Origin of the sequence: Pseudomonas extremorientalis (genome assembly GCF_024584605.1) — a bacterium.
Taxonomy (GTDB): Bacteria; Pseudomonadota; Gammaproteobacteria; order Pseudomonadales; family Pseudomonadaceae; genus Aquipseudomonas; species Aquipseudomonas extremorientalis.
Window position 1 is genome coordinate 2,974,046 of the sequence record NZ_CP089519.1, and the last position, 18,830, is coordinate 2,992,875.

Below are 18,830 nucleotides of genomic sequence, written 5' to 3' on the forward strand. Positions count from 1 at the left end.
TTTGAACATGTCAAAAATCACAGGGGGTGCGCATTATCTTGGTTGAGAGTGGGAAGAATCGCCAAAGGCAGCGAGAAAGAAGCAGCCAATCCATCAGATAGGCTTAGCTTCTGTATCGGTCATATAGCAATCCTCAAATGATTGAAAAAACGCCGGCAATGACCGGCGGCATTGTCGTGGGGGGTTCCTCGACGGGCGGTGGCTGATGCTCCGGCGGTTCCTTTTCCGGAATCGGTTCCGGTTCGGTGGGTGGCAGGGTGGGGTTGTCGATATTCGGGTCCGGGGTTTCAGCCGGGATCGGGATATTCATCGGTGTGGCCTCCTTTGTGCTTTGCTCTATCGGTGGACAGCTGCCAGGGCGAATTGATTCCCCGCCCAATGGCAGCACATCCACCTGAACTTTTAACCGGCGTGCAGGCTCGGACCTATACGGCGCTGCTCAGGGAGAGCTCAGCCGTATCGCAATTTCGGATCAAGCAAAGAGCGTCCACAGGGCGTAAGGGGAAGATGCTCGATGACTGCTGAAACACAGGTTCCAGACACCTCCATATTGCCGCTGTCCCAGGCGCTGTTGCTGCCCCGGATCGCGATCGAAAGCACCACCCCCGTGATCGACGGCGGCGAATTTGCCGTCAAGGCCGTGGTCGGCCAACGGGTCAACGTCACCAGCAAGGTGTTTGCCGACGGCCATGACAAGCTCGCCGTGCTGATCCGCTGGCGCCCGCTGCAGGACGAAAGCTGGCACAGCGTGGTCATGACCGACGTGGGCAACAACGGCTGGGAAGGCGCGTTTACCGTGACCCAGCAAGGCCCCCACGAATACTGCATCGAAGCCTGGATCGACACCTTCGCCAGCTTCTGTTACGAGCTGCGCAAGAAGCATGAGGCCGGCGTGCCGGTCAGCCTGGAGTTGCAGGAAGGCCGCAGCCTGGTGCTGCAGGCCGCCGAACGCAGTGACAACGAACTTCGCGACCGCCTCATGCTGCTGCACCACGAACTCTCCGGCCTGCTGGAAACCGAGCAGGTTGCGCAGTTCCTGCACGAAGACAGTGCACATTTGATGACCCAGGCAGACCACCGTGCCTACCTGAGCATCAGCACGGTGTACCCGATCGATGTGGAGCGTGAGGCTGCACTGTTCGCCAGTTGGTACGAACTGTTCCCGCGTTCGATCACAGACGATCCTGCACGCCACGGCACCTTTAATGACGTGCATTCGCGCCTGTCGATGATCCATGACATGGGCTTCGACGTGCTGTATTTCCCGCCTATCCACCCCATCGGGCGCAGCCACCGCAAAGGCAAGAACAATTCGCTGACCGCCGGCCCCGATGATCCGGGCAGCCCATATGCGATCGGTAGCGAAGAGGGCGGCCATGAAGCCATCCACCCGCAACTGGGCAGCCGCGACGACTTCCGCCGCCTGGTCCAGGCCGCCGCCGAGCATGGCCTGGAAATCGCCCTGGACTTCGCCATCCAGTGTTCCCAGGACCACCCATGGCTCAAAGAGCATCCGGGCTGGTTCAACTGGCGCCCGGACGGCACGATCAAGTACGCGGAAAACCCGCCGAAGAAGTATCAGGACATCGTCAACGTCGACTTCTATGCGGCGGATGCCATCCCAGGCCTGTGGATCGAGCTGCGCGATATCGTGGTGGGCTGGGTGGAAGAGGGTGTGAAGACTTTTCGCGTCGACAACCCCCACACCAAGCCGCTGCCGTTCTGGCAATGGTTGATCAGCGACGTACGGTCCAGGTACCCGGAGGTGATCTTCCTCGCCGAGGCGTTCACCACGCCGGCGATGATGGCGCGCCTGGGCAAGGTCGGCTACTCCCAGAGCTACACCTACTTCACCTGGCGCAATACCAAGGCCGAGTTGCGCGAGTACCTGGTCCAGTTGAATGAGTCGCCATGGCGTGAGTGCTACCGGCCGAATTTCTTCGTCAATACGCCGGACATCAACCCTGGCTTCCTGCATGAGTCAGGACGCCCGGGCTTTTTGATCCGCGCCGCGCTGGCAACCATGGGCTCGGGCCTGTGGGGCATGTATTCGGGTTTCGAGTTGTGTGAAGCGGCCCCGGTGCCCGGCAAAGAGGAATACCTGGATTCGGAGAAATACGAAATCCGCCCACGGGATTTCACCGCCCCCGGCAACATCATCGCCGAGATCGCCCAGCTCAACCGCATTCGTCGGCAGAACCCGGCACTGCAAACGCATTTGGGGCTGAAGCTCTACAACGCCTGGAACGACAACATCCTGTATTTCGGCAAGCGCAGCGAGGATGGCAGCAACTTCATTCTGGTGGCGGTCAACCTCGACCCTTACAACGCCCAGGAAGCCAATTTCGAGTTGCCGCTGTGGGAGTTGGGGTTGCCGGACGATGCCCAGACCCAGGGCGAAGACTTGATGAACGGCCATCGCTGGACCTGGTATGGCAAGCACCAGTGGACAAGGCTGGAGCCGCAGATGCCGTTCGGGATCTGGCGTATCACCACCTCTTAAACCCTGCGCGAGACAAATGTGGGAGGGGGCTCGCCCCCGATAGCAGTGTGTCAGCCACCGCTTCATCAACTGACACACCCTCATCGGGTGCAGGTCGAATAGTCGCACCGCCCCTCCCACATTGACCGAGTGGTTCAAGTATTTCAGGAGCTTCCAATGGCGAAGAAACCCAACGCTGCCACCTTCATCAAAGACCCGCTCTGGTACAAGGACGCGGTGATCTACCAGGTTCACGTCAAATCCTATTTCGACTCCAACAATGACGGTATCGGCGACTTTCCCGGCCTGATCGCCAAGCTCGATTACATTGCCGACCTCGGCGTCAACACTATCTGGCTGCTGCCGTTCTACCCGTCGCCACGCCGCGACGATGGCTACGACATCGCTGAATACCGAGGCGTACACAGTGACTACGGCACCATGGCCGACGCCAAGCGCTTTATCGCCGAGGCGCACAAGCGCGGTCTGCGGGTGATCACCGAGCTGGTGATCAACCACACCTCCGACCAGCACCCCTGGTTCCAGCGTGCGCGCAAGGCCAAGCCCGGTTCGGCGGCGCGGGACTTCTACGTGTGGTCGGATGACGACCAGAAATACGACGGCACGCGCATCATCTTCCTCGACACCGAGAAGTCCAACTGGACCTGGGACCCGGTCGCCGGCCAGTACTTCTGGCACCGTTTCTACTCGCACCAGCCCGACCTCAACTTCGACAACCCGCAGGTCATGAAAGCCGTGCTGTCGGTGATGCGTTACTGGCTGGACATGGGCATCGACGGCCTGCGCCTGGACGCGATCCCCTATTTGATCGAACGCGATGGGACCAACAACGAAAACCTGCCTGAGACTCACGACGTGCTCAAGCAGATCCGTGCCGAGATCGACGCCCATTACCCCGACCGCATGCTGCTGGCCGAAGCCAACCAGTGGCCGGAAGACACGCAACTCTACTTCGGTGACAAAAAGGGCGACGACGGCGACGAATGCCACATGGCCTTCCATTTTCCGTTGATGCCGCGCATGTACATGGCCCTGGCCCAGGAAGATCGCTTCCCGATCACCGATATCCTGCGCCAGACTCCGGAAATCCCCGCCAATTGCCAGTGGGCGATCTTCCTGCGCAACCATGATGAGCTGACCCTGGAAATGGTCACCGACAAAGAGCGCGACTACCTGTGGAACTACTACGCCGCCGACCGGCGTGCGCGGATCAACCTGGGGATTCGCCGGCGCCTGGCACCGTTGATGGAGCGCGATCGCCGCCGTGTCGAGTTGCTCAACAGTCTGTTGCTGTCGATGCCGGGCACGCCGACCTTGTACTACGGCGATGAAATCGGCATGGGCGATAACATCTACCTGGGTGACCGCGATGGTGTGCGCACGCCGATGCAGTGGTCCATCGACCGCAACGGCGGTTTCTCCCGCGCCGACCCGGCCAGCCTGGTACTGCCGCCGATCATGGACCCGCAATATGGCTATCAGTCGGTCAATGTGGAGACCCAGGCCCAGGACCCGCATTCGCTGCTGAACTGGACCCGGCGCATGTTGGCGGTGCGCAAGCAGTCCAAGGCCTTTGGCCGGGGCAGCCTGAAAATGCTCTCGCCGAGCAACCGGCGGATCCTGGCCTATACCCGCGAATTCACCGGGGAGGACGGGCGCAACGAGATCATTCTGTGCGTGGCCAACGTGTCGCGCAGTGCCCAGGCGGCAGAGCTGGACCTGTCGGCGTTTGCCGGCATGGTGCCGGTGGAAATGCTCGGCGGTAATGCCTTCCCGCCCATCGGCCAGTTGAATTTCCTGCTGACCCTGGCGCCCTACGGCTTCTATTGGTTTGTGCTGGCGCCGGAAAACCAGATGCCCAGCTGGCATGTGGAACCGGCCCAGAGCATGCCCGACTTCACCACACTGGTATTGAAAAAACGCATGGAAGAACTGCTTGAAGAACCTTGCCGCGCGTCCCTGGAACAGACCGCTCTGCCGGCGTGGTTGCCCAAGCGCCGCTGGTTTGCTGGCAAGGACACGGCCATCGACAGCGTGCGCATTGCCTACGGTGTGCGTTTTGGCGACGCGCAGCATCCGGTGTTGCTCAGCGAGGTCGAAGTGACGGCCGCAGGCCAGGTCAGCCGCTACCAGTTACCGTTCGGTTTCCTCGGTGAAGACCAGTTCACCAGCGCCTTGCCCCAGCAATTGGCGCTGGCCCGCGTACGTCGGGTGCGCCAGGTCGGGTTGGTGACCGATGCCTTCAGCCTTGAACACTTTATTCGTGCGGTGATCCAGGGCTTGCAAGCGGGCACCGTGCTCGAGACTGGCGACGGTGAGCTGCGCTTTGCGGCCACACCGCACTTGGCCAGGTTGCAACTGACGGATCAGTCCGAGGTGCGTTACTTGTCGGCCGAGCAATCCAACAGCTCGGTGGTGGTCGGTGAGAGCCTGGTGCTCAAGCTGATCCGCAAAGTCGCCTCCGGCGTGCACCCGGAACTGGAGATGAGTGCCTATCTGACGGCCGCGGGCTACCCCAATATTTCGCCACTGCTGGGGTCGATGGTGCGCCACGACGCCGAGGGTCAGGACAACCTGCTGATGATTGCCCAGGGCTACCTGAGCAACCAGGGCGATGCCTGGAGCTGGACCCAGAACAACCTGGAGCGGGCGATCCGCGACGAACTGGCCGAGGCCATTTCCGAGCAGGAACAACACTACAACGCCCTGGGCGAGCTGGCGGATTTTGCCGGGCTGCTCGGCCAGCGCCTGGGCGAAATGCACCAGGTGCTCGGTGCAAAAACCACCGACAAGGCCTTCAAACCCGAAATCACCACGGCCAAGGACACCCAGGCCTGGGCCAAGGACGTCGGCGCACAACTGGAGCGTGCGCTGCACTTGCTCAAACTTCATCAAAGCCAGTTGAACCCGACGGATCAAGCGCTGGTCAGTGATTTGCTGGCGCAGAAAAAAGCCATCGTCAGCCATGTGCAGGCTTTGGCGAAAGCCACGGCGGGCGGGTTGCGCATCCGCGTGCATGGTGACTTGCACCTGGGTCAAGTGCTGGTGGTGAAGGGCGATGCTTACCTGATCGACTTCGAAGGGGAGCCGGCGCGGCCATTGCATGAGCGACGTGGCAAGCACAGCCCCTATAAAGATGTGAGCGGCGTATTGCGCTCATTCGACTATGCGGCGGCGATGGCCCTGAATGTTCAAGGGGTGGATCACTCGCCCGAGGCGGACCAGGCGCGCAGACGCGTGACGGAACGTTACCTCAAGGAAGCACGGCAGGCCTTTATCCGGGCTTATCAGGCGGCGACGGCTACACTGGCGCATGACTGGCAGGATGCCAGAGGCCAGGACGCCGCGCTGACGTTGTTCAGCCTGGAGAAGGCCGCGTACGAAGTGGCCTACGAAGCGGAAAACCGCCCGACCTGGTTGCCGGTGCCCCTGCAAGGGTTGCACGGTTTACTGAGCGGGATTGCTTCTATAAAGGAAGCACCTATATCGAACACTGCACGCGGTGGGGAGACGTCATGAGTTTTACACATAAAGAACCGCTGCAACCGAAACTGACTGCATTGCCGGCGTCCAGGGACGTCGAAGCGCTGGTCCGCGCCGAACACCACGACCCGTTCTCGGTGCTGGGGCCGCACGATGATGAACACGGCGGCCAGTTTATCCGCGCATTCCTGCCCGAGGCCTTGAGTGTGCAAGTGCTGGCACGTGATGGCGGCGAGCAGCTGGGCAGCCTGGACGCGAGCCAGGTGCCGGGCTTGTTTGTCGGCCAGTTCAAGACCCGTCAGCCGTACCTGTTGAAAATCCAGTGGGCCGGTGGCGAACAGATCACCGAAGACCCGTACAGCTTCCAGCAACTGCTGCTGGGTGAAATGGACCTTTACCTGTTTGCCGAAGGCAATCACCGCGACCTCGGCAGTTGCCTGGGCGCCCAGGTGACCAGCGTCGACGGCGTGGCGGGCGTGCGCTTTGCCGTGTGGGCACCGAATGCGCGGCGGGTGTCGGTGGTGGGCGACTTCAATATCTGGGACGGTCGTCGCCATCCGATGCGCTTGCGCCATCCTTCCGGGGTGTGGGAGATCTTTATCCCTCGCCTGCAACCGGGGGCGGCCTACAAGTACGAGATTCTAGGTGCCCATGGCATCCTGCCGCTCAAGGCCGATCCGGTGGCGCTGGCCACCCAGTTGCCGCCCGACACAGCCTCCAAGGTGGCCGAACCGTTGCAAGTGGACTGGCAGGACCATGCCTGGATGCAATCGCGGGTCGACAAGCAAAAGACCACGGCACCCCTGTCGATCTATGAGCTGCACGTCGGCTCCTGGCAGTGCGAGTTGGACGAGGCCGGCGAAGTGGCCCGCCAATATAACTGGCGTGAACTGGCCGAGCGCCTGATTCCCTACGTGCAGCAATTGGGCTTCACCCACGTCGAGCTGATGCCGATCATGGAGCACCCGTTCGGCGGCTCCTGGGGCTACCAGGCGCTGTCGCAATTTGCGCCGACGGCGCGGTTCGGCTCTCCGCAGGATTTCGCCTACTTCGTCGATGCGCTGCACCAGGCCGATATCGGCGTGATCCTTGACTGGGTGCCGGCGCATTTTCCCACCGATACCCACGGCCTGGCGCAATTCGACGGCACTGCGCTGTACGAATATGCCAACCCGCTGGAAGGCTTCCACCAGGATTGGGACACGCTGATCTACAACCTGGGCCGCACCGAGGTGCACGGCTTCATGCTGGCTTCGGCGCTGCACTGGCTCAAGCATTTTCACATCGACGGGCTGCGCGTGGATGCCGTGGCGTCCATGCTCTACCGCGACTATTCGCGCAAGGCCGGCGAATGGGTGCCGAACCGCCATGGCGGCCGCGAGAACCTTGAAGCTATCGACTTCCTGCGCCACCTGAACGACGTGGTGGCCCAGGAAGCGCCGGGTGCGCTGGTGATTGCCGAGGAGTCCACCGCCTGGCCGGGCGTGAGCCAGCCGACCCAACAGGGCGGGTTGGGCTTCAACTACAAATGGAACATGGGCTGGATGCATGACTCCCTGCATTACATCCAGCAGGACCCGGTGTACCGTGCCCACCATCACAACGAACTGAGTTTCGGCCTGGTGTATGCCTGGTCCGAGCGGTTCATCCTGCCGATCTCCCACGATGAGGTGGTACACGGCAAGCACTCGCTGATCGACAAGATGCCAGGAGACCGCTGGCAGAAATTCGCCAACCTGCGTGCCTACCTCGCGTTCATGTGGATGCACCCTGGCAAGAAACTGCTGTTCATGGGCTGCGAGTTCGGCCAATGGCGCGAATGGAACCACGATCAGCAACTGGACTGGTACTTGCTGCAGTATGCCGAACACAAAGGCGTGCAAAAGCTGGTGGGCGACTTGAACCGTCTGTACCGCGAAGAGCCGGCGTTGCATGAACAGGACGATGCGCCCCAGGGCTTCCAGTGGCTGATCGGCGACGACGCGATCAACAGCGTCTATGCCTGGCTGCGCTGGAGCAAGGACGGTAAGCCGGTGCTGGTGGTGGCCAATTTCACCCCGGTGCCGCGTGAGGGTTATGCCGTCGGTGTTCCTTTTGCTGGACGCTGGAGCGAAGTGATCAACAGTGACGCCGATATGTACGCAGGTTCCAATTACGGTAACGGGGGCGAGGTATTTACCCAGGAAGAGCCCCGTCATGGGCAAGCGGTGTCACTGTCTTTGAATTTGCCGCCCCTGGGTGTGCTGATTCTGCGTCCGGAACCGCTTTAAAGGCTCTACCGTGCTGGATTCTGTTGTCCACGCTACTGGCAGGGTGCCACAATGGCGCCTTTGTCGTGGCAGTCGAATCAGGCGAATCTCATGAATGGCCTTGGGCGTGGGCAGGACCAGGATTGCGTTATAGAAGAGCAGGTGCGGACCGATCGTTTGCACCAGTTGTTCCGGCAATCATTTTCCGCCATTTTCGGCAGCTACTTGGGCGCCATAATGCTCTCCTGGCTGTGCTGGGACCGGTTTGATCATCAAGTCATCCTGGTTTGGCTGCTGGCATTGGCGGCCTCGACGTTATTGCGGCTCAAGATGTTCATGGAGTGGTTTCGCTGCCCCAACGCCGAGCGCACCCCGGATCGCTGGGAACGCCGCTACTGGATCACGCTGATGCTGTCGGCCGGCATCTGGGGCTTCGGCGCGCTGGCGGTGATGCCCACCGATGACCGACTGTCCCAGGCCCTGGTGATGCTGTTTACCGTGGGTATGTCGGTGAGTGCAGTGTCTTGCTATTCGGCGTACCGCTATATGACGCTGGGGTCCATGGGCCTGGTTTTGTTCCCGTGCACCCTCTGGCTGCTGTTCCAGCCTTCGCCGATGCAAATCGGCGTGGCCATCGCGGTATTGGTGTTTTCCACCTTTGTGGTGAGTGCCACGCGCAAGCTGTCCGATGCCCTGGAAAAGGCCTTTCGCCTGACCCGGCAAATGGAACGTGCCCACAACATCTCCACCCGCGCCGCCCAGACCGATGAACTCACCGGCCTGATGAATCGCCGCGCCTTCTTCGAGCATGCCCAGGTGTTGTATGAACAATGCCGGCACAATCGTCAGCCGCTGTGTGCGCTGATGATGGACATGGACCACTTCAAGGAAATCAACGACACCTACGGCCACCAGGCCGGTGACCAGGTGTTGCGCCAGATTGGCGGAGTGATCAGCGCTTCGTTCCGCCAGGCCGATGTGTACGGGCGCCTGGGGGGTGAAGAGTTCGCGGTGTTGCTGCCCAACACTTCGCTGGAAACCGCACGGGCTATCGCCGAGCAGTTGATCAAGGCGATCTCCAGCCTGTCTTCCGCGCCGGTGCATGGCTTGACCGCCAGCCTCGGTGTTGCCTCCACCCATGCCCAGGATCAAGACCTGCACGGCCTGATGAATACGGCCGACAAGGCGCTGTACCGGGCGAAAGCCCTGGGTCGTAATCAAGTGGCCGTGGCAGAGTAAGGCTTTGGGTCTCGGCTAGGGCATCGCCTTGGCCAATGCCCGGGCCACCTGGTCTGCGGAGTAGGGCTTGGCCAGGAACTCGAACCCTTCGTAGCCACTGTCGGCCAGTTCTTCGCTGTAGCCGGAGGTGAGCACCACCGGCAAGTTCGGGCGTCGCTGGCGCAGCACCTTGGCCATGGCCACACCGGTCATGCCGGGCATCACCACATCCGAGAACACCCCATCGAACCCCAGGGCATCGTCACCGGCCAGGGCGAGCGCCTGTTCGGCATCGGTGGCCCAGGTGGTGCGGTAGCCCAGGTCCTGGAGGATCTGGTTGGCGAAACGACCGACTTCCAGGTTGTCCTCTACGATGAGGATATGGCGCGGCGTCGCAGTGTGGACCGGTGCAAGATCCTCTGGGCGCGGCGCGAGAGGCATCGCGGGTGGGGCCACTTCCGGCAGATACAAGGTAAACACCGTGCCCTTGCCCACGCGGCTGGACACATCGACGTTGCCGCCGGACTGCTTGGCAAACCCGAACACCTGGGACAACCCCAGGCCAGTGCCTTTGCCCACGGCCTTGGTGGTGAAAAATGGCTCGAAAATGTGCTCGAAGGTGTCTCCCGCAATACCGCTGCCGGTGTCGGTCAGGGAAACGCTCACAAACCCTTCGTGCACCGCTGCGTCGCCGCGGATACGCGGCATTGCATCCACCGTGGCAACACGCAGGACCAGCGTGCCCTGGCCGTCCATGGCATCCCGGGCATTGAGTGCGATATTGATCAGCGCAGTTTCGAACTGGCTGGAGTCGACGCGCACATGGCAAGGGGCATCAGGCAGTTCTACTTGCACGTGGATGCGTGCGCCGGTGACGCTTTCGAGCATCTCGCCGATGTTCCTGACCCGTTGGCCCGCATCGAAGACTTCCGGGTTCAGCGGTTGGCGGCGCGCGAAGGCGAGCAGTTGACTGGTGAGTTTGCTGGCCCGCTCTACGGTATCGGACACCGCGCCCATGTAGCGTTGGCGCCGTTCTTCGGATAACCCCGGCTGACGCAGGAAGTCCACCGAGGAGCGAATGATGGTCAGCAGGTTGTTGAAGTCGTGGGCCACGCCGCCGGTCAATTGGCCGATGGCTTCGAGTTTCTGTGACTGGCGCAGTGCGGCCTCGGCCTGGGTGAGGGCCGCGGTGCGTTCCTGTACCCGTTGTTCCAGCGAGGCGTTCAGCTCGGTGAAGGCTGCCAGGCCTTCGCGTACGGCGGCGTCGGCGCGTACGCGCTCGATATGGGCCCAGGAGCGCTCGGTGACTTCTCCTACCAGCGCCAGGTCATAGGGCGACCAGACCCGGGCCTTTTTGTCATGCACGGCCATCAAGGCGGTGAGGCGGCCGTGCTTGATCAATGGGAAACACACAGTGGCCAACGCGCCCAGCGCCTGATAGCTGGCGGCGTCTTCGGGGGCGAACTCGATGCGATTGTCCTGCACCACCAACGGTTCGCCGGCGCGCAGGCGCTGCACTGCCATTGCGCCGAACGAGGCCAGGCTGTAGTGACCCACGATGCTCGGCGAGCCGGGCGCTGCCCAGTTGCCGCGAATGGTAAAGCCGTCTTCGTCGGCATCCATGTCGGCATACGCGCAGTTGGACACCTGCATGTGCTGCGCCAGCAGGCGCGTGGTGGTGGCCATGATGTGTTCGGCATCGGTGGCGGTGGCGACCGCATTGCCGATGGTGTCCAGGGCCGCCAGGCGCTGGGTGAGAAATACGGTGGTGGTGGTTTCGGTGACCGTGTCGAGCATGCCGACGATCTTGCCATCGGGGTCGCGGATCGGGCTGTAGCAGAACGTGAAGTAGGCCTGCTCCGGCCCCGCACCACGCTCAATGACCAGGGGGAAATTCTCGATGTAGGTCGCGTGCCCCTCGAATGCCGCGTCGGCGATCGGGCTGATCTGGTCCCAGACTTCGTGCCAGATTTCGCTGAAAGGGCGGCCCAATGCGGCAGGTTTATCGCCCAGGATCGGAATAAACGCATCGTTGTAGAGCGTGATCAACTGCGGTCCCCAGATGATGGCCTGGGGGAAGCTTGAGGCGAAGCACAGTGCGGCCGTGGTCTTGAGCACATCCGGCCACTGTTCCAGCGGACCCAGGGGCGTACTCGCCCAATCATGCTGGCGAACCCGCTCAGCCATGTCGCTGCTACTCTGCAGCCAATTCATCATTGCAAGAACACCTTGTTTGCCGCGATCTGCGTAACGCCTTGAAGGGAGGGCCTGACATGCAACAGACCGGAAACCCCGCTGGCAGTTCAGCGGCATTATCGCGGTGATAGCAACTTGATGCACTCTGCGTGCGTGGCGATCTGCAAGCCGGCTTATTGCGCGCCGAAAACTGCCGTCCAATAAATCCCCGCGTCACTCTTAGGGTCCATCGCATAGGCCGCGCCCAGCTCGCGGAACTGCGGGTTCATCAGGTTGGCGCAATGGCCTGGGCTGGCGAGCCAGCCGTCGACCACCTTGCGTGGCGTGTCCAGGCCGGCGGCGATGTTTTCGCCGATGTTCTTCGCGATATACCCGGCCAGTTCCGCACGGTCGCCGGGGGTACGGCCGTCGTGGTCGAGGTGGTCGAAGAAATTGCCGTTGGCCATGTTTCGCGTGTGGCTGTTGGCGGCGCCGGCGAGGTCGTCATTCCACGACAAGGGCGTGGTGGCGGTAAACGCCTGGGTGCCGCATTGCCGTGGCTGCGATCGCGCGGCGTTGATCAGGTTGAGCAGTTGCTTGCCTTCGGTCTGCCAATCGCCCAGGCCACTGGTCAGCAGCGGGCGGGCGAGCACGATGCGCCAGTCCTGGCCGCTGTTGCTCACGCCGATATCGACGAATTGCGGGTCCAGCACCACGCGGCAGAAGCTCTCGCGCACGGCCTTCATGGCCGCCTGGGCATCCTTGGGTCCGGACAGGCTGATGGCCTGCACGTTGACCATCGGGTACGCGGCGCGTGCCAGCGCTTGCTGCAAGTCGCCCACATTGGTGGCCGGCAGCACCAGCCGGGTGTCGCTGGCCAGCGGTGGCAGTTCCTGGGAACCCTGGTCGCCGCAGCGTTGCACCTGGCTGCGGTATTGGTTGATCTGTTGTACCAACTGACTTTCTTCATTCGCCATCGCGCTGGCGCAGAACACCGTAGTGGCGGCCAGCGTCGTAAGACCCATCATCAATGACAGAACGCGCATGGACGTTACCCTTGAGCTTGAAAGTGCCCATGATGCGCGATCCGGGTGCATCCATGCACCCGTTAGTCCGAACTTTTTCCTTTAGTTTTTGAATGCCGAGTGTTTACGGCCCTGGTCGCACAAGGCAAACACCACCACTAACAGCGCAGAAATGGCCAGGATGATGACAACGCCATCCGTGGAGTGGGTAGCCGAGCCCGCCACCATCGACAGGGCGCCCAACGGTGCCAGGCCGCCCGCGATGGCCGTGCCGATTTCACGCCCGGTGCCAAAGCCCGAGGAGCGCGTCTGGGTCGGGAACTGACGGCTCAGGAACGAGCCTTGGGGGGCGAACATCATCGGCGCAAGAATGCCGGTGCCGACCCCGATGGCAATGTAGATCATCAGGCTTTCGCCGGTGTTGAGCAGGGCCAGGAACGGGTAGGCGAACAGCAGCGAGCACACCCCGCCGAGCATCAGCACGGCCTTACTGCTCCACTTGTCGCACAGCCAGCCGAAGCAGGGCACGGCGACGATGGCAACCAGGCTGGCAATCGTCACCGAAAGCGATGTGACGTGTACGTCCACGCCTTTGAACTGGGTCAGGTACGCCAGGGAAAAGGTCTTGAAGATGTAGCTCAGCGCGTTGTAGCCAATCGCCACGAAGAACACCACGGCCAGGCCTTTCAGGTCGTTCTTGAACAGCGCCTTGAGCGGCGAGGCTTTGGCTTTGTTCTCTGCTTTGCTCAGCTCACTGAATTGCGGGGTCTCCGGGATGCTGTTGCGCACCCACAGGCCGACGCCCACCAGCACGATGCTGCACACAAACGGAATGCGCCACCCGCCGGCCAGCAGGAACTCGTTGCCGTTGATGGTCAGCAGGTACACGGTGAGCGATGACAGCAACAGGCCCAGGTTAAGGCCCAATGCCGGCCAGGCACCCTGGCTGCCACGTTTGCCCTGGGCGGCGTGCTCGTAGGAGGTGACTGCCGCGCCGGACAACTCGGCGCCGGCGCCCAGGCCCTGGATGATGCGGATAAACACCAGCACGATCGGCGCCCAAATGCCGATGGAGGCGTAGCTGGGGATCAGGCCGATCAGCGTGGTGCACACGCCCATCAGGCAGAAGGTCAGCACCAGCACTTGCTTGCGACCGAACTTGTCACCCAGGTAGCCGAACAGGATGCCGCCGAACGGGCGGGCGATAAAGCCGATGGCAAAGGTGGAAAACGCCAGCAGCGTGGCGGTCTTGGGGTCGCCGTTATCGAAGAAGATCTTCGAGAACACAATCGCCGCCATGGTGGCGTACAGGTAAAAGTCGTACCACTCCAGCATCGAGCCGAAGATGGTGGCGGCGGCGACTTTGCGCAGGCGCTTGCGGGTTTGTTCGGGCGATTCGGTGGTGGGAATCGAGGCGGATGCCGTCATGCTGTACTTCCTTCCGGGTCTTTATAGTTATTGTCAAATGGACGTGTCGTGCAGGGTGTTACTCGGGGGTAAACAGGCGGTCGGCGATCATTGCGCCGATGGGCATGGCCGACGTCGCGGCGGGTGAGGGCGCGTTGCACACGTGGAGCATGCGAGGGGTCTGGGCGAACAGGAAATCGTGCACCAGGCTGCCATCGCGCATCACCGCCTGGGCGCGGATACCGGCCTCGCAGGGCAGCAAGTCGTCCAGGGCGAGCGACGGGCAATACTTGCGGCATTGCTCCAGGTAGCCGGACTTGAACAGCGAATTCTTCATCTCGGTGGTGCCGGAGCCGAGGTTCTGCCAGATGGTCTTCCAGAAACCGGGAAAGCTGGCGTACTGCGCCACATCGCGCCAGTTCACCGAGAACTTGCGGTAGTTCTCGCGGCCCAGGCCCAGCACGGCGTTGGGGCCGACGGTGACGCTGCCGTCGATCATGCGGGTCAGGTGTACGCCGAGGAACGGCAGCTCCGGGTCCGGAATCGGGTAGATCAAGTGGTTGACGATGCGGTTCTTCGATTCAGGCAGGCGAAAGTATTCGCCGCGAAACGGGATGATCTGGTGGTCGATCCTGATCCCGGCCAAGGTCGCCAGACGGTCGGACTGCAGCCCGGCGCAGACCACCAGGTGCCGCGCCTGCCAGGTTTCGCCATGGGTGCTGACGCTGACTTTGTCGGTGTCTTCGTGGATCGCGGTGACCGTGCGTTCCAGGCAGATCTCACCGCCGCGGCGGCGGATGACCTGGGCCATGGTTTCGCACACCTGGCGGTAATCGACGATGCCGGTGGCGTCCAGGAACAGTCCGCCCAGGCCGACGATGTTGGGTTCGCGTTGGCGCAATTGGTCGGCGTCCAGGCGCTCGACCTGCATACCGTTGAGCTGGGCGCGGGCATGCAGCGCTTCCATCCGCTGCATCTCCAGGGGGCTGGAGGCCACCAGCAGCTTGCCGCACACCTCGAACCTGATGCCGTGTTCGGTGCAGAACTGCTTGGTCTGTTGGGCGCCGCGCTTGCACAGCTCGGCCTTGAGACTGCCGGGGGCGTAGTAGATGCCGGCGTGAATGACGCCGCTGTTGTGGCCGGTCTGGTGCCTGGCCAGCGCCGACTCTTTTTCCAGGATCACCAGCGAGGCGCCGGGCTGGCGCTGGAGCAGCTCCATCGCGGTGGCGAGGCCGACGATGCCGCCGCCGATAATGCAAAAGTCATGGATCATTGCGTGGGTCTCTGAGCGTGGACATTTCGGTCTGCTTATCAGGTTGTCAGACTAATGGTCTTGTTAAAAAAATGGCGTGTCATGGACACGCTATAGACGGTCGGTATTCGGTCAGCGGGTGGCGGGCAATTCCAATTGCAGGCGCCGTGCGGCCGCGCGCAGGTGGGCTTCGGCACTGGCGGCGGCGCGCTGGGCGTCGCCGTCGGCAATCGCCTGGTACAGCGACTGGTGCTCCTCGGTGGCATCGGCGGACCCGGTGGCAAAGCGCGATGCCGAGTTTTCCCAGGCGGTTTTGCGTGCGCTGGCCAGTTGGCTCCTGAGGAAATCATGGAATGCCACGAAGTAGTCATTCTTGCTGGCGTCGGCGATGGCGCGGTGGAATTCCACATCGGCCAGGGCGGCGGCTTCGAAGTTGTCGCGGTTGTCCTGCATGGCTTGCAACGCGCTTTTCATGCGTTGCAGGTCGGCGTCGTCGCGGCGCTGGGCGGCAATGGCGGCGGCCTGGGTTTCGATCCACAGGCGCACTTCGAACATTTGCGCCAGGTCGGCACGCCGACCATGCTGCTGGGGAAAGCGGAACACCGTGCCGGCAGGCGTTTGCGAAATGAACGAGCCCAGGCCACGGCGGGCGGTGATCACGCCGTCGGCCTTGAGCTGGGCAATGGCTTCACGCACCACGGAGCGGCTGACGTTGAGTTGTTCGGCCAGTTGCTGTTCGGTGGGCAGGCGCGACTCGGGCGGCAATTGGCCGGCATCGATTTCTGCGCGAATCGCGCTGACAACCCGCACAACCAGCGAATCGGGGCGTTGAAGCTCAAGCATGGGACAACCTTGGTGATCAGGTTGTCAGACAATAGTCGTTACGATTTTATCTTGTCAATGTTTGTGTCAGATCGCAGCCGCCGCCCGAGCCGATCGCCAGCGTGCCCGAACGCTACACCACCCATCAACGTGCCGGCCTGGCCCACCGTTGGTTGCGCGGGGGTTTGCGTGAGGTATGCGCCGAACAGGTACAATCCGCGCTGCCTTGACGCTGAACCCCCAGGAATTTGCATGTACAGCCTTACCCGCTACACCACACCGTGCCCCGAGCCGATCAACAGCCAGATCCTGCAATTGGTGGTGGATAACCTCACTGACATCAGCAGCGTAGCGCTGCCGCCGAGCAACCTGCTGTACAACATCTACCAATATGCCACCGGCTTTGAAGTGCACCTGTACCTCGAAGCGCTCAACGGTGCCAAAGGCATTGCGGTCGAGTTGGTGGTGGCGATGGACGGGGACAAGCTGATTGGCTTTTGCCTGTACCTGCCCGTGAAGGATGATCCCGAGGCGTGCGGTGTTGCGTTCATGGCGGTGCAGGTCGGCTATCGGCGCCAGGGTGTGGCCCGCGCAATGATGCGTGACGTGTTGAGCCGTTATCCCCATGCTGAATTGGCCTGTTCGGTGGAGAAGGTGCCCGCCTTTGAGGGCATGGGCTTTCAAGTGCGTGGTGCGCGCGGCACCCAGGTGTTGATGAACACGCGGGACTACGGCACCGATGGCCTGATGGGCGTGCTGGATGTGGCGTCGATCTACCGCTCGCTGGAGGTGCGGCAGATTCATACGTACCTGCTGCAAAAGCATGGCAAGCGCGCCATGGTGGATGCGGAGAAGCAGCGTGACCGGCACCTCGATCAACTGGCGCGCAAGGTGCAGTTGTTTGTCGCCGGGCGTTGAGTGAACCCTTTTTGTGGCAAGCCCGCTCACTACCATGTGGCAATGTGAGCTGTCAGTTGCCGCCGCCGTGTCGGTTGTTGCATCGTCACCAAAAACTTTCTAGACGCGCCCACGATTGACCATCGCCAGGATGGTCGCCAGCAACTCCTGTTGCGCCTCTTCACGGCTGATCTCACCACTGGCCGCTGCCTGGGACAACGCTTCCGCAGCCCCCAGCATTGCCCTTAGACCCGGCTGGGAAATCCGGCCGAAGGGCGACAGCGCATCGCGGCATTTATCGAGAAAGATCGCCTCGTACTGGCGCTTGAGCGTCTCCAGCTCCGGCGAGCTGCTGAGCGCGGCGATCACCCCCGGAATTTCCCGACCCTGCAACAGCACGCAGTCCACATAGGACGCGGCGATCACCCAGGCACGGTCCTCAAGCGTAGCGCTGCTGGCCTCGATGGCGTCGACAAACACCTGGTTCTGGCGCGCATCGAAATCTTCATACAGCGCGGTCAGCAACCCGGCGCGGGTGACGAAATGGTCGTAGACCACCGGCTTGGTGACGCCCGCCAGTTCCGCCAGGCGGCCAAGGGTCAGGGCGTCTGTGCCTTCATCGCGCACCAGTTGCCAGGCCACATCAAGTAGTTGGCGCAGGCGATCTTCACGGGACAGGCGACGGCGTGGGGCAGGGGATGCAGGGCTTGACATGCTTATATACCAAAAGTAACTTACTGGTCGTAACTTAAGCCCAGCCTAACCCTGAAGGGGAGTTTTGTCATGCATGCGTTGATTGTTGTTGCCCATCACGACCCGCAATCCCTCACCCACAGCGTCGCCGCGCAGGTGGCCGTCGGTCTCGGCGCATCCGGCCACACGTTCGAGATCGCCGACCTTGCCGCCGAAGGGTTTGACCCACGCTACAACGCCGCCGACCATGCGGTACACCGCAGCCGCGCCACGCCCCCGGCCGACGTGCTGGCCGAACAGGCGCGCCTCGACCGCGCCGACGCCCTGGTGCTGGCGTTCCCGATCTATTGGTGGTCGCTGCCGGGCTTGCTCAAGGGCTGGATCGACCGTGTATTCGTCAACGGCTGGGCCATCGAGTACGGCCCGGATACCCCGATGGTGAAAAAACTGCGGCACCTGCAGGTCCACCTGCTGGCCCTGGGCGCGGCGGATGGCGATGCCTTTGATCGGCACGGCTATGCCAAGGCGATGCGCACGCAGATCGACTACGGGATTTTTGATTACTGTGGCGCGCAGGTGGTGACGTCCGAATTGTTGCTGGAGTCGGAAAGCGGCGGGGCGCAGGCGCATCTGGACAAGGCCAGGGCCGTTGGCCGGGGAGTGTTTGAAACCGAGGCGGTTGCCGGTTGATTCAAGCGTCGCGAAACAAATCGTGGGCATCCAGCAGGCGGTAGGCGATTTCCGGGCGTTTTTCCATGCCTCGGCGGATCGCGGCCGGGATAGATTGGCGGGTCTTGCGACACATCCCTGGCAAATCGTCGATGACGATCTGGATCCCGCGCATGCTCTTGACCTCGGTATGGCCAGGGGCAATATGCACGCGGATGCCCAGTTGCTGGTACATCAGCTGTTGCATGCGCTCCAGGTCCTGCAGGCTCTTGAGGTCTTCAAGCCGGTCGAGCAGTTTCTTCTCTTCCTGGCGCGTGAGCCGGAGGATGCGCTGGTCGGCACCCGGCGTCTGCAACAGTTGTTCGCGGTCGCAGACGCAGGCGCCGGGTGGGCAGGGTTGGCGAATGGTCATGTGCAGAGCCTCCCCATTCCGACGC

The 18,830-nt window shown here is 62.1% G+C and carries 14 protein-coding genes and 1 pseudogene; 7 read left to right on the plus strand and 8 right to left on the minus strand.

Going from position 1 to position 18,830, the window contains the following annotated elements; all coding sequences use genetic code 11:
- Positions 1-133: 133 nt before the first annotated feature.
- Positions 134-310 (minus strand): hypothetical protein, encoded by a 177-nt coding sequence (locus LUU92_RS13205; RefSeq protein ID WP_257103766.1) that lies wholly within the window; start codon positions 308-310, stop codon positions 134-136.
- 204 nt (positions 311-514) lie between these two features.
- On the opposite strand from LUU92_RS13205, the gene LUU92_RS13210 reads away from it, so the two are divergent.
- The 4 genes from LUU92_RS13210 to LUU92_RS13225 all read left to right on the plus strand — a co-directional run bounded on the left by LUU92_RS13210 (position 515) and on the right by LUU92_RS13225 (position 9,474).
- Complete coding sequence (locus LUU92_RS13210) at positions 515-2,503, plus strand: alpha-1,4-glucan--maltose-1-phosphate maltosyltransferase (RefSeq protein ID WP_257103767.1); 1,989 nt, start codon at positions 515-517, stop codon at positions 2,501-2,503.
- 156 nt (positions 2,504-2,659) lie between these two features.
- Entirely contained in the window at positions 2,660-6,022 is a 3,363-nt protein-coding gene (treS, locus tag LUU92_RS13215; RefSeq protein ID WP_257103768.1) for a maltose alpha-D-glucosyltransferase, read from the plus strand.
- Positions 6,019-8,256, plus strand: a complete 2,238-nt coding sequence (glgB, locus tag LUU92_RS13220; RefSeq protein WP_071490581.1) for a 1,4-alpha-glucan branching protein GlgB — start codon at positions 6,019-6,021, stop codon at positions 8,254-8,256. The genes treS and glgB overlap by 4 nt, the downstream gene beginning before the upstream one ends.
- A 51-nt stretch (positions 8,257-8,307) precedes the next feature.
- A complete protein-coding gene (locus LUU92_RS13225) occupies positions 8,308-9,474 on the plus strand; it encodes a GGDEF domain-containing protein (protein WP_071490580.1) in 1,167 nt (388 codons plus the stop codon).
- A 15-nt stretch (positions 9,475-9,489) separates the two neighbouring features.
- On the opposite strand, the gene LUU92_RS13230 is transcribed toward LUU92_RS13225, so the two are convergent.
- The 5 genes from LUU92_RS13230 to LUU92_RS13250 all read right to left on the minus strand — a co-directional run bounded on the left by LUU92_RS13230 (position 9,490) and on the right by LUU92_RS13250 (position 16,155).
- Positions 9,490-11,670 (minus strand): GAF domain-containing hybrid sensor histidine kinase/response regulator, encoded by a 2,181-nt coding sequence (locus LUU92_RS13230; protein WP_222539857.1) that lies wholly within the window; start codon positions 11,668-11,670, stop codon positions 9,490-9,492.
- A gap of 152 nt (positions 11,671-11,822) precedes the next feature.
- A complete protein-coding gene (locus LUU92_RS13235; protein WP_071490578.1) occupies positions 11,823-12,674 on the minus strand; it encodes a CAP domain-containing protein in 852 nt (283 codons plus the stop codon).
- Positions 12,675-12,755: 81 nt separating this feature from the next.
- Positions 12,756-14,081 (minus strand): MFS transporter, encoded by a 1,326-nt coding sequence (locus tag LUU92_RS13240; protein ID WP_071490577.1) that lies wholly within the window; start codon positions 14,079-14,081, stop codon positions 12,756-12,758.
- Positions 14,082-14,139: 58 nt separating this feature from the next.
- Positions 14,140-15,333 (minus strand): L-2-hydroxyglutarate dehydrogenase, encoded by a 1,194-nt coding sequence (gene lhgD / locus LUU92_RS13245; protein ID WP_071490576.1) that lies wholly within the window; start codon positions 15,331-15,333, stop codon positions 14,140-14,142.
- A 111-nt stretch (positions 15,334-15,444) separates the two neighbouring features.
- Positions 15,445-16,155: a FadR/GntR family transcriptional regulator gene (locus LUU92_RS13250; RefSeq protein ID WP_071490575.1), complete on the minus strand. Its 711-nt coding sequence runs from the start codon at positions 16,153-16,155 to the stop codon at positions 15,445-15,447.
- Between the two features lie 92 nt (positions 16,156-16,247).
- On the opposite strand from LUU92_RS13250, the pseudogene LUU92_RS29215 reads away from it, so the two are divergent.
- A pseudogene (locus tag LUU92_RS29215) lies at positions 16,248-16,364 on the plus strand (LysR family transcriptional regulator); the annotation flags it as partial.
- Between the two features lie 22 nt (positions 16,365-16,386).
- Positions 16,387-17,052, plus strand: coding sequence for a GNAT family N-acetyltransferase (locus tag LUU92_RS13255; RefSeq protein ID WP_071490574.1), 666 nt, complete (start codon positions 16,387-16,389; stop codon positions 17,050-17,052).
- Positions 17,053-17,151: 99 nt separating this feature from the next.
- Here LUU92_RS13255 and LUU92_RS13260 read toward each other — a convergent pair whose 3' ends face one another.
- Complete coding sequence (locus tag LUU92_RS13260) at positions 17,152-17,745, minus strand: TetR/AcrR family transcriptional regulator (RefSeq protein ID WP_071490573.1); 594 nt, start codon at positions 17,743-17,745, stop codon at positions 17,152-17,154.
- A gap of 69 nt (positions 17,746-17,814) precedes the next feature.
- Between LUU92_RS13260 and LUU92_RS13265 the strand changes: the two genes are divergently transcribed.
- On the plus strand, positions 17,815-18,414 hold the full coding sequence (locus tag LUU92_RS13265; RefSeq protein WP_071490572.1) for an NAD(P)H-dependent oxidoreductase: 600 nt from the start codon (positions 17,815-17,817) through the stop codon (positions 18,412-18,414).
- A gap of 1 nt (position 18,415) precedes the next feature.
- On the opposite strand, the gene LUU92_RS13270 is transcribed toward LUU92_RS13265, so the two are convergent.
- Positions 18,416-18,805, minus strand: a complete 390-nt coding sequence (locus LUU92_RS13270; RefSeq protein WP_071490571.1) for a hypothetical protein — start codon at positions 18,803-18,805, stop codon at positions 18,416-18,418.
- Between the last annotated feature and the right edge of the window lie 25 nt (positions 18,806-18,830).